Origin of the sequence: Salinicola aestuarinus, assembly GCF_003206645.1 — a bacterium.
GTDB lineage: Bacteria > Pseudomonadota > Gammaproteobacteria > Pseudomonadales > Halomonadaceae > Salinicola > Salinicola aestuarinus.
Genome location: NZ_PZJP01000006.1, coordinates 180,766 through 193,349 on the forward strand (window position 1 = coordinate 180,766; position 12,584 = coordinate 193,349).

At 64.6% G+C, this 12,584-nt stretch carries 13 protein-coding genes; 7 read left to right on the plus strand and 6 right to left on the minus strand.

Features of this window, described 5'->3' with window-relative positions:
* Positions 1 to 7 precede the first annotated feature (7 nt).
* Positions 8 to 1,684, minus strand: coding sequence for a multidrug ABC transporter permease/ATP-binding protein (locus tag DOM41_RS10545; RefSeq protein ID WP_110686822.1), 1,677 nt, complete (start codon positions 1,682 to 1,684; stop codon positions 8 to 10).
* A 121-nt stretch (positions 1,685 to 1,805) separates the two neighbouring features.
* A complete protein-coding gene (locus DOM41_RS10550) occupies positions 1,806 to 2,711 on the minus strand; it encodes a LysR family transcriptional regulator (protein ID WP_110686823.1) in 906 nt (301 codons plus the stop codon).
* Between the two features lie 300 nt (positions 2,712 to 3,011).
* On the opposite strand from DOM41_RS10550, the gene DOM41_RS10555 reads away from it, so the two are divergent.
* The 3 genes from DOM41_RS10555 (at position 3,012) to DOM41_RS10565 (ending at position 5,694) form a co-directional block, all read left to right on the plus strand.
* Positions 3,012 to 4,043 carry a zinc-dependent alcohol dehydrogenase family protein gene (locus DOM41_RS10555; protein ID WP_110686824.1) on the plus strand — a complete coding sequence of 344 codons (1,032 nt, stop codon included), beginning with the start codon at positions 3,012 to 3,014 and terminating at the stop codon, positions 4,041 to 4,043.
* A gap of 109 nt (positions 4,044 to 4,152) precedes the next feature.
* On the plus strand, positions 4,153 to 5,031 hold the full coding sequence (locus DOM41_RS10560; protein WP_110686825.1) for an AEC family transporter: 879 nt from the start codon (positions 4,153 to 4,155) through the stop codon (positions 5,029 to 5,031).
* Positions 5,032 to 5,157: 126 nt separating this feature from the next.
* Entirely contained in the window at positions 5,158 to 5,694 is a 537-nt protein-coding gene (locus DOM41_RS10565; protein ID WP_110686826.1) for a PRC-barrel domain-containing protein, read from the plus strand.
* Between the two features lie 153 nt (positions 5,695 to 5,847).
* Here DOM41_RS10565 and DOM41_RS10570 read toward each other — a convergent pair whose 3' ends face one another.
* Positions 5,848 to 6,231: a DUF4168 domain-containing protein gene (locus tag DOM41_RS10570; RefSeq protein WP_110686827.1), complete on the minus strand. Its 384-nt coding sequence runs from the start codon at positions 6,229 to 6,231 to the stop codon at positions 5,848 to 5,850.
* A gap of 358 nt (positions 6,232 to 6,589) precedes the next feature.
* On the opposite strand from DOM41_RS10570, the gene DOM41_RS10575 reads away from it, so the two are divergent.
* Positions 6,590 to 7,069: a DUF4174 domain-containing protein gene (locus DOM41_RS10575; RefSeq protein ID WP_245391810.1), complete on the plus strand. Its 480-nt coding sequence runs from the start codon at positions 6,590 to 6,592 to the stop codon at positions 7,067 to 7,069.
* Between the two features lie 28 nt (positions 7,070 to 7,097).
* Here the strand turns inward: DOM41_RS10575 and DOM41_RS10580 are convergent, their stop codons facing one another.
* The 3 genes from DOM41_RS10580 to DOM41_RS10590 are packed head-to-tail and all read right to left on the minus strand — an operon-like array spanning position 7,098 to position 9,495.
* Positions 7,098 to 8,036 (minus strand): 5-oxoprolinase subunit C family protein, encoded by a 939-nt coding sequence (locus tag DOM41_RS10580; RefSeq protein ID WP_110686828.1) that lies wholly within the window; start codon positions 8,034 to 8,036, stop codon positions 7,098 to 7,100.
* Entirely contained in the window at positions 8,036 to 8,746 is a 711-nt protein-coding gene (locus tag DOM41_RS10585) for a 5-oxoprolinase subunit B family protein (protein WP_110686829.1), read from the minus strand. Before DOM41_RS10585 ends, DOM41_RS10580 begins: the two co-directional genes overlap by 1 nt.
* Complete coding sequence (locus tag DOM41_RS10590; RefSeq protein ID WP_110686830.1) at positions 8,743 to 9,495, minus strand: 5-oxoprolinase subunit PxpA; 753 nt, start codon at positions 9,493 to 9,495, stop codon at positions 8,743 to 8,745. Before DOM41_RS10590 ends, DOM41_RS10585 begins: the two co-directional genes overlap by 4 nt.
* Positions 9,496 to 9,818: 323 nt before the next feature.
* Here DOM41_RS10590 and DOM41_RS10595 point away from each other — a divergent pair, with 323 nt between their 5' ends.
* From DOM41_RS10595 to DOM41_RS10605, 3 genes are all read left to right on the plus strand, one after another.
* Entirely contained in the window at positions 9,819 to 10,775 is a 957-nt protein-coding gene (locus DOM41_RS10595) for a LysR family transcriptional regulator (protein WP_110686831.1), read from the plus strand.
* A 134-nt stretch (positions 10,776 to 10,909) separates the two neighbouring features.
* A complete protein-coding gene (locus DOM41_RS10600; protein WP_110686832.1) occupies positions 10,910 to 11,893 on the plus strand; it encodes a TRAP transporter substrate-binding protein in 984 nt (327 codons plus the stop codon).
* A 71-nt stretch (positions 11,894 to 11,964) separates the two neighbouring features.
* Positions 11,965 to 12,528 carry a TRAP transporter small permease gene (locus DOM41_RS10605; protein WP_110686833.1) on the plus strand — a complete coding sequence of 188 codons (564 nt, stop codon included), beginning with the start codon at positions 11,965 to 11,967 and terminating at the stop codon, positions 12,526 to 12,528.
* The last annotated feature ends 56 nt before the right edge of the window (positions 12,529 to 12,584 follow it).

Consider the following 12,584-nt stretch of genomic DNA (forward strand, 5'->3'; position numbering starts at 1 on the left):
GTCGCCGCTAGGCCTCGTCGATCCGCGCCACCGCGTCGAGACTCGCAAGCTTGCGCTCCTCGCCCGTCAGCTCGCGAAGCTGGCCGTCGCGCATCTCCAGTAGCCGGTCGGCGTGAGCGAAGTAGTGATCGTCATGGCTGATCGCAAACACCGTGATGCCGAGCTCGCGAAAGCGGGGCATCAGTTCGCGATAGAACGCACGCCGGAACTGCGGGTCCTGATCCGCGGCCCACTCGTCGAGCAGCAAAATCTGTCGCTCCTCGACCAGCGCCATCAACAACGCCAGCCGTTTGCGCTGCCCCTGAGAGAGATCGGTGTCCACCACTTGCCCCGCCTCCAGCCGCAGCTTTTTGGCCAGGTCGAGGACCTGCAGCCAGTCCTCCAGCAGCGCCGGGTCCGCCTCGGCGCCTCCAGGCCCCATGAGCCGGTCGAACTGGTGGAAATCGGTATGTACGGCGGAGAAGCGCTGACGATAGCGCTGCCACTCGGCCGGCGTCACGGGCTCGCCGTCGATGAGAATTTCCCCGTCATGGGGGCGATAAAGGCCGGTGAGCAGCTTGGCCAGCGTCGACTTGCCGCTGCCATTGCCGCCGATCAGATAGACCTGTTCGCCGCGCACGAGGCGAAACGTGATCGGGCCGACCCCGAAGCCTTCGTGCGCGCCCTTGGCAGGATAGCGATAGGCAACGTCGCGAAGCTCCAGCGTCTGCCACTCGCCGTGGTGCTCGACCAGGTCGAAAGACGCCTCGTAGGGTGCCAGCTCCAGCTCGCGCAGCTTGTCGAATGACACCTGCGCAGTGATCAGCGTTGGCGTGGCGCCCACTGCCTGGATGAGCGGCGAGCGAAGGAATAGCAGCGTCAGCGAGAAGGTCGCCGCGACCGCCGTATTCGCCCACCCCACGGCGTTGGCGAGAAAGAACACCACGCCGATGGCTCCAAGCATCATGATGTTGGTCCAGTTGCCGGCGCTCAGGTGATAGGTGTCCGCCCGGATGATGTGATCGCGGTAGGTGCGGGCGTCGGCATCGTAGACCTCGTCGATGAGGTGGCGTGCGCGATCGCGGTTGAGCGCGAGTTCCTTGCGTCCGTTAATCAGCGTCTCGTAGTCGCGATAGAGCCGGTCATCGGTGGTACGCGTGATATGAATGTGGTGGTAGACCTTCGACACCAGCCACCACCCCACCAGCATGGTGACCACGATCCAGACGGCGGTGACCAGCAGTAACGGCGGCGACAGCCAGAAAAGGTAGCCGATCGATGCGAGCGTGATGACGATGCCCTGGACGAGTTCGGGGAGCCTGACGAACGCGATGGTGACGTTGCGGATGTCGCTGGAGAGACTGGCCAGCAGATGCGCGCTGCCGAGCTGCTCGAGGCGTTCCAGGTCGGTATCGAGAATGCGCTTGACCAGCCGACCGCGGAGTCGATAGACGAAGTGATGGCCCAGTGCGGTCAGCGCCAGTTGTGAGCCGAGGGTCACCGCCAGCAGCAGCACGACTAGACCGATGAACGGTAGCAGGGTCGTCGCCGCGCTCGCGCCGAGGGCCTGCGCGCCGGTCACGATCAGGTAGTGATTGATAAAGGCGATCACGCCGATACCGAGCGCGGCGCTCAGCAGGCTGAGCAGCATGACCCCGACAAACGGCCAGCGGTAGTGACGAAAGACGACGCGCAGCAATTCCATGGCGATTCCGTGGGCGGATGGAGTCCATCGAGAGCGGCGCGACAGACGTCGATACCGGCGCGGTCGCCTCGACGCAGGCGCGAATGATTCTGATCTTCAGTTTCGAAGTCAAGCTGAGACGTCAGTCGTCGCCGAGCACCATCTGGATGCGTGCCCGGAGCCATCGCTCTGCGGGGTCGGTGTCGTGCACGCTCTGCCACACCATACTCAACGGCGATGGCGCCCGTTCCAGCGGTAGCTCGTCGACCCGGAGCCCGCCCTGCGCCGCGAGAACGTCGGCCGCGTACTCGGGCACCGTGGCGATCATGTCGGTGTCCTTGAGCAGGGAGGCGAGGCTATTGAACTGCGGCACTGCCAGCACGATTCGCCGCTTGCGTCCCAGCGCGGCGAGCAGATCGTCGACGTAACCGTGAAGGTCGCCGTCGAAGGAAACCAGCGCATGAGGGCGCTCGCAGTACTCATCCAGACTCAGCCCGCCGGGTTGACCGTCGGCGCGCAGCACCTTTGGCCGGCTGTGGCGCAGAATCTTCTGCTTGGCATTGGCGGGGAGTTCGCGAGCGTACCCCACCGCCACGGTGATATCGCCGGTGTTGAGCAGCTGCGGCATGAGATGGAAGTCGGCGCGGCGCACCACCAGCACGATCCCCGGTGCCTCACCGCGCAACCGTTTGAGCAACGCCGGCAGCAGGGCGAACTCCACGTCGTCAGTGAAGCCGACGCGGAACACCGCCTCGCTGGTGGCCGGTTCGAAGGTGCTGGTCTGGCTGAGCACACTGGAGATGGCATCCAGCGCCGGCTGCAGCTGGGCGTAGATCTCGAGCGCGCGAGCGGTGGGTACCATCTGTCGCCCCGTGCGCACTAGCAGCGGGTCATCGAAAATGTCTCGAAGCCTCGCCAGCGCGGCGCTGGTCGCCGGCTGGCCGAGAAACAGTCGCTCGGCGGCCCGGGAGACGCTGCGCTCCTGCATCAGTGTCTCGAACATCACCAGCAGCTTGAAATCGATTCCCCGCAGATCACTACGATTCATGAACCCCTCACCTTGAACGGCAATGGCGATAGCGATGCCCGCTTTCCCCGGCCTACGATACGCGATCATCACCCGGCGCGTGTCGCTTTCCCTAGTGACGTCAGTCAGATACCCCCGTGCATCGATCCGCGTTATAGGTGGTATCGACCCTTCTGCATAGTCTTTGTCACGCGGCGTGGTTACAGTCGAGTCCTCACTGTCGGCCCTGAGGTCTCTGATGATCATCAGGCGATGGGCCCTAGTGACTGACCGTGGTTGACGACCACGGCCACTGACCGTTTGTAATGACCGAGGTACACGATGTCCCGCGCAATACAATTCCAACGCTTTGGCGGCGCCGAAATCCTCGACATCATCGACCGTGACGTCGTTGTCCCCGACGAAGGGGAAGTCCTCGTTGCGCCCGAGGCGATCGGCATCAACTGGTTCGACGTGCTCTGGCGACGGGACATGGCACCGACCAAAGTCCAGCTACCCGCCGGACTGGGTAGCGAAATGGCCGGCGTGGTGATCGACACCGGGCCCGGCGTCGAGGGCTTCGCCCCCGGTGACCGGGTGGCCTCGATACCGGCCTTCGACCCCAACTGCTACGCCAGCTACGCCGAGCAAACCGTGATGCCGGTGGAATCGCTGATTCACTACTCGACCTGCCTGACGCCTGCCGAAGCCAGCGTTCACTACGTGCCGTCGTTATTGAGCTGGCTCGCCTTTCGCGAGGTGGCCTCGATTCAACCGGGCGATACGGTGCTGATCACCGGGGCCTGCTACGTTAGCGGCCCTTACGCCGTCCAGGTCGCCAGGGCGCTGGGGGCGCGGGTCATTGCCGCCACCCCGTTCGAGACCGGCATCGATTATCTGCATGCGCTGGGGGCCGAGGCGGTGATCCACACCGAGAGTCAGGATCTGGCGAAATGCGTCAGTAAGCTGACGGAGGGCCGCGGCGTCGATCTGGTACTCGATGCGCTCGGCGGCCGGCAGATGAGCCTGCTGGGCGATGTCGTGGCACCCGGTGGCGATCTTGTGCTCTACGGCCTGCTCGGCGGCAACGAGACCTCGTTTCCCGCCACGGCGGCGTTCAACAAGAACATTCACTTCCACGTTCACTGTCTGTCGAATTTCAGCGGACGCCCCGAGATCGGGATTGCCCAGAATCGGCCGGTGCTGGCGCGCGCCGTCGCCGCGATCAATGCCATGACCGAGCGGGGTGAGCTCGTCCCGCAGATCGATCATCGCTTTCGCTTCGAGGAGGTCGCCGAGGCCCACCGCTATCTCGAGAGCTGTGCCAATCACCACGGCCGCATCGTGCTCGACCTCGCGCACGCTGCAGCGTAGCGGTGACGCGCCGGCGCTGACCGTTGCGGAAGACGTTTGCCAGGCCATGGCGGGATTGATGACAATAGCGCCTTTGACGTTCGTCGCACGCCAACGCTAGAGGTCACTCATGTTCGCTCAGCTCTTCGCCGTCATGGCCCCGGTTCTGGCCGGCGCAGGGATCGGCTTTACCTGGATACGCTGCGGCTACGCCTACCCCACCGAGTTCGTGACCAAGCTGGTTTTCAACATCGGCACGCCGGCGCTGGTCGTCGCGTCGCTGGCGAATGCGGACGTCGATCCGAGCGACTTCTGGCGTACCCTGCTTGCCACCTTTCTCGTCCTGGCGGGCATGGCGGCGGCGAGCTTCGGTGTCGCCAGGCTGCTGGGGAAATCCTGGCGCGTGATCATTTCACCGATGATGTATCCCAATGCCGGCAACATGGGGTTGCCGGTATCGCTCTATGCCTTCGGACATTTCGGCTTCACCTTCGCCATGACCGCCTGGATCGCCAATGCGCTGATCCAGTTCACCGTCGGTATGGCGCTCGCCTCACGAGGCAATCCGTGGAAAGCCCTGACCCGCAACCCGACGCTCTACGCCATTGCGGTGTCGCTCGTGCTGATGCTGACCGGGATCTCACTACCAGCATGGATCGGTAACACGGTGCACCTGCTGTCGGGGCTGACGATTCCGCTGATGCTCATCACCCTCGGCGTGTCGCTGGCCAGCATTCAGGTGAAAAGCCTCTCCTCGGGCGTGCTCTTCACGCTCTGCCGCGTGCCCATCGCGCTGGGGCTCTCGCTCGGGTTCGCAACGCTGCTCGATCTCCCGCCCGTCGCGGCCAGCGCCGTCGCGCTGCAGATGAGTATGCCGGTCGCCGTCTACAACTACCTTTTCGCGCAGCGCTCGCGTCAGGAACCCGAGTACGTCGCGAGTCTGGTCTTCTGCTCGACGCTTCTTGCCCTGCTCTATGTCCCCTTGATACTCGCCTTCGTCATGGAATAAGACGTTTGCATGACAAGCGTGACTTGCAAAGCCCCGGCCAGCATCTATCTTGAGTAGGTAATCCAAGAATATTCCATGGATTACAAGCAGTTGTAGATCAACTCAAATGTTTGGCAGGAGTATCGAATGCGCATACTGACATGGAAGCAGACGTTTGGCGCCGCCGCCCTGATTGCGGGTACGACGATGGCTCAGACCGCGCTCGCACAGGACGACAGCCAGCAAGAGGTTCAAGGACTCTACTCCGCCGAAGAGCTGATGGACGCCGATGTCTATCTCACCAGCTCGCCGGATGACGAAGTCGGTGAGGTAGAAGACATTCTGCTCGGCGAAGACATGGGCGTGCAGGCGCTGGTGATCGAAGCGGGTGGCGTGCTCGACATGGGGGATCGCGAGTTCGTCGTCGAGAAAGGCGACTTCACGGTTGAGACCGAGCGTGGCGACGACTTGGACGATCTCGAGTACCGCATTCTCCTGAACATGGACGAGAGCGAACTCGAAACGCGCCCCGAGTACGACAACGACTGGTGGCAGCACGCCAAGAACGATGCAGCCGACGCCTGGGAGCAGACCAAGCAGAGCGCCGATAGCGCGTGGAACGACACCAAGGCGGCAACCTCCAGCCTGCTCAAGGAAGCCGGCAACGCGCTCGACGACAACTGAGTCGGTCGCCTCTGGCGACCCTCGGTCAGCGTCGCGTCTTCAGGGACAGACCTGAGCGTTAGCCTGGCCCAAAAAAAGAACCGCTGGCAGGCGCCAGCGGTTCTTTAGTTTGTCGCGATGGGCACTTGTCCAAGCGCCCATCCGGCAGACGGCTTACTGCTGCTGCGCCATACCCTGTACGCGCTGCATCAGCTGCGGGTCCTGCTGGATCGCCTGACCGATAGAGTTGAACTCTTCAACGCTCATGCCGCTGTCCTGGACGGCCTCGATCATCTCTTCGTTGGCCTGCTTGCGGATCTCCTGCTGCTCTTCGTCGCCGGAGGCGTTCTGGAGCTGCTCTGTGTAATCCTGCGAGACCGAGGCGATGTCCTGCGAAGCATCAGCGAACTGCTGAAGCTGCTCGTCGGAGAAATTTTGTGCTGCGGCACCCTGCTGCGCCTGCGCGCCGCTATCCGCGGTGTCCTGCGCCATGGCCGGTGCACTGATAACGCCCGCCGTCATGGTCGCCGCCGCGATAAGAGCTGTAATCCTTTGCATGATGCCTCCAAGTTTCAATTTTTACGTATTGCCCCACGTGGGATGCCGCCGAAGCGCGAGAGTTCCCATGAAAATGTAGTGATAGGCAATTTAATGTTGCCTGAAACGCCCGCGGCGACGCAAAAACGCATCGCCCACAGGCCAATGTTCCGGGTTGTTGGCAATATTCCGCGCGCTGGCCGGCAAGGTCATCGAATCCAAGAGACTTGCCCACCGGTATCGACCGAAGGCGCTACTCTGACATCGACTAGCCGCGAGCCTTACCTGGCGCAAGGCTTACCTGGCGCAAGGCTTACCTGGCGCGGAGCCGATCGGGCAACGGTGACAAGACGATTGATGACAGATAGGGAGAGAATCGATGAAACGCTGGTGGATCATGGCCGCCGTCGCGGCCGCGGCCATTGGCGCCTGGAGTGCACAGGCGCAGGCCGACGCAAAGCCTCAGGCGACAACGCCAAGCACGGACGCCGCCAACCCGCTGATCACGGATAAATGGCAATTCCGTCCGCTCATACTGGTCACGCCAAGCGCCGAGGCGCCCGCCTACCGGGCACTTCGCGAGCAGCTGGCGCAAACCGACACCCAGTTTCGCGACCGCGAGATGCTGCTCTATACCGTCGAGAACGGTGAGGGAACGCGCCACGGCAAGCCCATGACGCCATACGAAACCCGGGCCTTGCTCGATGCGCTCGGCGTCGATGCCCACCAGGGCGTCACGCTGGTGCTGGTCGGCAAGGACGGTGGCAAGAAGATCGAGCAGCACGGCATCGTCGATCTGCAGCAGGTCTACGACACGATCGATCGTATGCCGATGCGCCAAGCCGAGCGTAACGGCTGACACCGCTTGGCGTGCCGTTGCCGCGTGCTCAGCGCCAGCGTGCGAACTGCGCCTGCATCAATCGACGAGTCTGGCAGGCGGACACCGGGCGCAGCCGGACACGGCTTCCTGGCGCGCACTGCCCCAGTCGAGCGCAGGCGAGCGGTGTGAGTGCCCCGAGTCTCGGGTAGCCCCCCACGGTCTGGCGATCGTTGAGCAGCACGATGGGTTGGCCATCCGGCGGCACCTGAACCGCGCCCAGCGGAATTCCCTCGGAGATCATGCCGCCGGCGCCGTTGCGAAGCACCGGTCCGGTCAGGCGCACCCCCATGCGGTCGGCACGGGCATCGATTTCCCAGTGCTCGTTGAATGCCGCGAAGAGACTGGCACCGTCGAACTGTGCGATCTGCGCGCCGGTCGTCACGTCGAGAGCGACCGTCTCCGCGGTGAAGGTCGGTGGGGTCTCGATGACCCTGTCGCTGCCGGCGGCTTCAGCTGCCGCCGCGAGGATAGTGTCGTCTGCCGCCAGCGCTCGCCCCTCGCCATCGAGCCCTCCCAGGCACTCGCGAACCACGCTCGAGGCACTGCCCATGAAGGGCGCCACCGCGACGCCACCGGGTAGCGCCAGATAGGCGCGAAGGCCCGACGTCGCCTGGCCGAAGGCCAGTGTCTGGCCCGGCTCGACGCGAAAGCGGCTATAGGGAGTGATCGACTCGCCATCCAGCGTTGCCCCCAGGTCCCCACCGGCGAGCGCCAGCGTCAGCGGCACCTGCGCCTCGACGACGAACCCACCCAGGGTAATCTCGATGCCGGTCGCGCCAGCGGCGTTGCCGAGCAGCCAGTTGGCCCAGCCGAGCGAGACCCAGTCGATGGCGCCACCTTGCGTCACACCCAGATGGCGAACGCCGAACCGTCCGCCGTCCTGCAACAGTGCCAGCGCCCCGGCGTCACGGACGACCAGCGCCTGATTCTCTTTTGAGGTCGACATCACTGCGTCTCCATCGGCGTCGGATCGCCGCCCTGCTCGATAAAAGTATCGCGGTCGATCGCGGTAAACCGGATCCGATCGCCCGGTCGGAAGCGACTTGCCTCCTCCCACGACCGATCGAAGAGCGTCACTGCGGTGCGTCCGAGGATGTTCCAGCCACCGGGCGAGCGCATCGGGTAGATCGCGGTCTGGCGTTCGGCGATCCCCACGCTGCCGGCGGGGACCCGTTGTCGCGGCGTCGAGAGTCGCGGCGTTGCCAGGGCCTCCTCGACCAGCCCCATGAAGGCAAAGCCGGGGGCAAAGCCGAGGGCGAAAGCACAGTAATCGCGCTCACAGTGACGCCGGATGATCTCCGCCGGCTCGACCCCGAGGCGCTCGGCAAGGGTGACAAGCTCCGGGCCGACGCTTTCGTCGTACCACACCGGGATGACGTGATGCCGCCCTTCCTGCTCCGTCGCCGGCGTGAGATTGGCAAGCGCATCAACGATCATGCCTCGCGCCTCGGTCAGGCCGAGCGAGAGGCCATCGTAGTGCAGCATCAGGGTGGTGTAGGAGGGGACGAGATCGATCAGCGCCTCGCCGAAGCGGTCTCGCAGTGCCGCGTCCGCGGCGAGAATCCACGGCATATGGGCTTCGTCGATCGTCTCGAACAGCCGCACCGTCAGCGTGTCGTAGGCAACGGTCTCGATCCGGGGATGCGGTGCGTTCATGCCGACTCCAGGGCCGCGAAGGCCTCGCGAATCGCCTTCACGGCGGCGATCGACTCGGCGTTGTCACCGTGGACGCAGAGCGTGTCTGCCGGGAGCTGCAGCGCACTGCCGTCACTCGCGACCAGCGCCTCGCCGCGGGCGAGTTTGACCGCCTGGGCCACGATCGTCTCCGCGTCATGGTGAACCGCGCCGGGAAGTCGTCGCGACATCAGATGGCCCTCGGGGTCGTAGGCGCGATCGGCGAAGGTCTCGAACAGCAGCGCGACGCCCTGCTCATCGGCGATCTGGCGGGCGGCGCGCGTATCCGCCGTGGCCATGGTCACGAGGGGGAGATCCGCGTCGTAGCGCGCCACGGCGCTGACGGCGGCGCGCAGCAGCGCTGGATCCCGCGCCATGTCGTTGTAGAGCGCGCCGTGAGGTTTGATATAGCTGATCCGCGTGCCCTCCACCCGGCAAAAAGCTTCCAGCGCCCCGATCTGATAGAGCATCAGGTTCTCGACCTCCGCCGGCGAACAGGCCATCGAGCGTCGGCCAAAACCGACCAGATCGGGATACCCGGGATGGGCGCCGACCCGCACCTCGTGAGAGGCCGCCAGCGCCACTGTCCGGCGCATGACGTCCGGGTCGGCGGCATGAAAGCCGCAGGCGATATTGGCGCAGTCGACGAACGGCATCACCGTCTCGTCCAGGCCCAGAGGCCAGTGGCCGAAGCTCTCGCCCATGTCGCAATTGAGCAGGGGAACACGCATCGAATCACCTCGTGGCGGGAAGTCTTGTGATGAGGCTATCGCCGACATCGGGGCAGCGGCGACGCCAAAGGGCCATCGGCAATGTAAGAAAATCGCCGCCGCCCGGTCCAATCGTTTTTGGCGATGCGCGATATCGGGAGACCCTTTCACCCCGGCCACCGACGCTCCCCGCCACCCGCTGCTCGGGGACCCTCGCATCGTCTTGATCGTCGACCGGGGGTGGCGAGAAACCGCCGGTTCGCGCCCCCTTCGAAGGCCAAGGCATTTGACGTACCGCCCCCGGCATCGAAAACTGCGTCATCGCCAAGGCCCGGGGAGGCAACATGTTCGATTTCAAGGAGCTCGAAGCCTTCGTCTGGGTGGTCAGACTGGGCTCGTTTCGCAAGGTGGCCACGCGACTCCACCTCACGCAACCTTCGATCTCCGATCGCATCACGCGCCTGGAGGCCGCGGTCGGCGAGTCGCTGCTCGAGCGCTCCGCGCGGCCAGTCCAGCCGACGCTGCGCGGCCGCGAGTTCTACGCCCACGCCGAGCGGCTGCTCGACAATCGCGCCGAGGCGCTGCGACTCTTCCAGAATCAGGACGACTTCTCGGGCACGCTGCGGCTCGGCGTGATCGAGACCATCGCCCACAGCTGGTTCAGCGGTTTTCTCACTCAGCTCGCCGAGCGCCATCCCGCGCTTACCATCGAGCTGACCGTCGACATTTCGCCGGCACTGCATCAGCGCCTGGCGGACAATGACCTCGACATGATCTTCGCCATGGACGGCGCGCCGGCCCATCTCAGCGTCGAGCAGCTACCGCTGGCGACCTACGAGATGGGTTTGTTCATCGCGCCCTCGCTGGTCGAGGCACTGGGGCAAGGCGATCTGGCGGCACTGTCGCGCTTCGCCTTCGTCTCTTTCAGTCGTCTCGCCCGGCCCTACGGCGAACTCGTAAGCTATCTCGCCGAGCGGGGCCTGGACGCCCCCAAGATCCACTGCGCCAACACGCTGATGACCATCGTGCGCATGACCGTCGACGGGGTCGGCATCGGCTCGCTGCCGATCTCGACGGTCGCCGATGCCTGCGAACGGGGCGAACTGCTGCGCCTCGATCTCCCGACGCCGATGCCCGCGATGATCTACGATGCGATCTGGCGCACCAGCAACTATCCGCGCTTCTGTCACCGGGTGACCCAGCTCGCTCAGGAGTGCGCCGCGCGCTATGCCGATGCCCATCACGCGGGTGCGCCCCAGCCTCAGGTGAAAGTATTGGCCGATACCTGGCATAAGAATTAACGATTTGACCTATCGAACGTCACCCCACAAGAATCAAAGCGTCACCGGTCGTCGTCGCAAGGCAAAGGACGCCCGGCACACCGAGACAACAAAACGCCAACCGCCTCACTCAACAACAATTCGAGGGCGATACGATGCGACACCTCCCCCTGATCTACGGGCTGACCGCGAGCGCGCTCACGCTTGCGACATCGGCCAGCGCCGCGCAGTGGAATCTGGCCACGCCGTATGGCGATGCCAGCTTCCATACCCAGAACACGAAAGCGTTCGCCGAAGACGTCGCCGAAGCGACGGATGGTGAGTTGACGATCAATGTCCACAGCGGCGGTTCGCTGATCAGCCACGCGGAGATCAAGCCCTCCGTGCGTCGCGGAACGGTTCAGGCTGGCGAGGTGTTTCTCTCCACTCTCTCCAACGAGTCCCCAATCTACGAAGTCGATACCCTCCCCGGGCTCGCCACCAGCTACGAAGAGGCCTATGACCTCTGGCAGGCGTCGAAGCCGGTCATCACCGAGCTCTTCGCCGACGAGGGATTGATGCCGCTCTACGCGGTCGCCTGGCCGGCCCAGGGCATCTACACCGACTTCGAACTCACCGACGCCTCGCAGCTCGAAGGCCTTCGGGTCCGCGCCCCCAATATCAACACCCAGCGCTTCGTCGAGAACCTCGATGGTATCCCCACCCAGACCGAAGAAGCCGACATTCCCACCGCGTTCAGCACCGGGCGCGTCGATGCCATGATCACCTCGGTCTCCACCGGCAACTCGATGGCAGCGTGGGACTACGTCACGCACTACAGCGATGCCAAGCTCTGGCTGCCCAAGAACATCGTCTTCGTCAATCAGCGGGAATTCGACCGCCTCGATGACACGACCCAGCAGGCCGTGCTCGACGCCGCCGCCGAGGCCGAACGCCGCGGCTGGGAGATGAGCCGGGAAGACGGCGCCGAGAGCACCGACGCGCTCGAGTCCCATGGTGTCAGCGTCAGCGAGCCGAGCGAGTCGCTGCAGGCAGACCTCAATGCGGCCGGCAAGTCGCTATTCGAGGCTTGGCAGCCGCGGGCCGGCGACCCGGCCCGGGCACTGGTCGATCGCTACCGCGAGCGTCAGTCCCGGTAACGCCGTAGAAATTGCCCCGGCCATTCGGTCGGGGCGCCGCTCTCACCCGCTCACTCGGCGCGGAGACTCGCATGACCTATCGATTCGACCCCCTCTATCGACTCGGGGCGTGGGGTGCTGCTGTCTGCATGATGGCGATTTGTGCCCTCGTCACGGTGCAGGTGCTGCTGCGCTGCCTGGATGCGCTGCGGGTAGCCGTTGGCGCCAGCCGGCTCGGTTATGAAATCGGCGGCGTCTCGGAGATCGCCGCCTACCTGCTCGTCGGCGCGACCTTTCTCAGCCTCGCCTACACCTTTCGCCATCACGCCCACATTCGGGTCACACTGATTGTCTCGAAGCTGGCGCCGCGCGTTCGGGTAGTGAGCGAAATCGCCTGCCTGACGGTGTCGCTGGCGCTCACGCTGCTGCTGAGCTGGGAGCTCGTCGGCCTGGTCGGTGAAAGCCTCGAGTACGGCGATGTCTCCGCCGGGCTGCTGGCGATCCCGCTCTGGATACCGCAGACGGTGCTGGTGGTCGGTCTGCTGCTGCTCTGCCTGGTGCTGCTCGAGACCCTCGTTGGCACGCTGCAACAGGCTGTCGTTGCCCCCTCGCGCTTCTCGCCGCCCGGCGAAAGCGACGAGATGAGCGGAGAGTGACGATGCCTGCCACGCGACTTCCGCAAGCCCCGGCCGCCTCGCGGCGCGTCGAAGCC

Excerpts from the sequence above, each read along its gene's own strand:
- DOM41_RS10545 (WP_110686822.1), bottom strand. The coding sequence starts at position 1,684 with ATGGAATTGCTGCGCGTCGTCTTTCGTCACTACCGCTGGCCGTTTGTC.
- DOM41_RS10550 (WP_110686823.1), bottom strand. The coding sequence starts at position 2,711 with ATGAATCGTAGTGATCTGCGGGGAATCGATTTCAAGCTGCTGGTGATG.
- DOM41_RS10555 (WP_110686824.1), top strand. The coding sequence starts at position 3,012 with ATGTCCCGCGCAATACAATTCCAACGCTTTGGCGGCGCCGAAATCCTC.
- DOM41_RS10560 (WP_110686825.1), top strand. The coding sequence starts at position 4,153 with ATGTTCGCTCAGCTCTTCGCCGTCATGGCCCCGGTTCTGGCCGGCGCA.
- DOM41_RS10565 (WP_110686826.1), top strand. The coding sequence starts at position 5,158 with ATGCGCATACTGACATGGAAGCAGACGTTTGGCGCCGCCGCCCTGATT.
- DOM41_RS10570 (WP_110686827.1), bottom strand. The coding sequence starts at position 6,231 with ATGCAAAGGATTACAGCTCTTATCGCGGCGGCGACCATGACGGCGGGC.
- DOM41_RS10575 (WP_245391810.1), top strand. The coding sequence starts at position 6,590 with ATGAAACGCTGGTGGATCATGGCCGCCGTCGCGGCCGCGGCCATTGGC.
- DOM41_RS10580 (WP_110686828.1), bottom strand. The coding sequence starts at position 8,036 with ATGTCGACCTCAAAAGAGAATCAGGCGCTGGTCGTCCGTGACGCCGGG.
- DOM41_RS10585 (WP_110686829.1), bottom strand. The coding sequence starts at position 8,746 with ATGAACGCACCGCATCCCCGGATCGAGACCGTTGCCTACGACACGCTG.
- DOM41_RS10590 (WP_110686830.1), bottom strand. The coding sequence starts at position 9,495 with ATGCGTGTTCCCCTGCTCAATTGCGACATGGGCGAGAGCTTCGGCCAC.
- DOM41_RS10595 (WP_110686831.1), top strand. The coding sequence starts at position 9,819 with ATGTTCGATTTCAAGGAGCTCGAAGCCTTCGTCTGGGTGGTCAGACTG.
- DOM41_RS10600 (WP_110686832.1), top strand. The coding sequence starts at position 10,910 with ATGCGACACCTCCCCCTGATCTACGGGCTGACCGCGAGCGCGCTCACG.
- DOM41_RS10605 (WP_110686833.1), top strand. The coding sequence starts at position 11,965 with ATGACCTATCGATTCGACCCCCTCTATCGACTCGGGGCGTGGGGTGCT.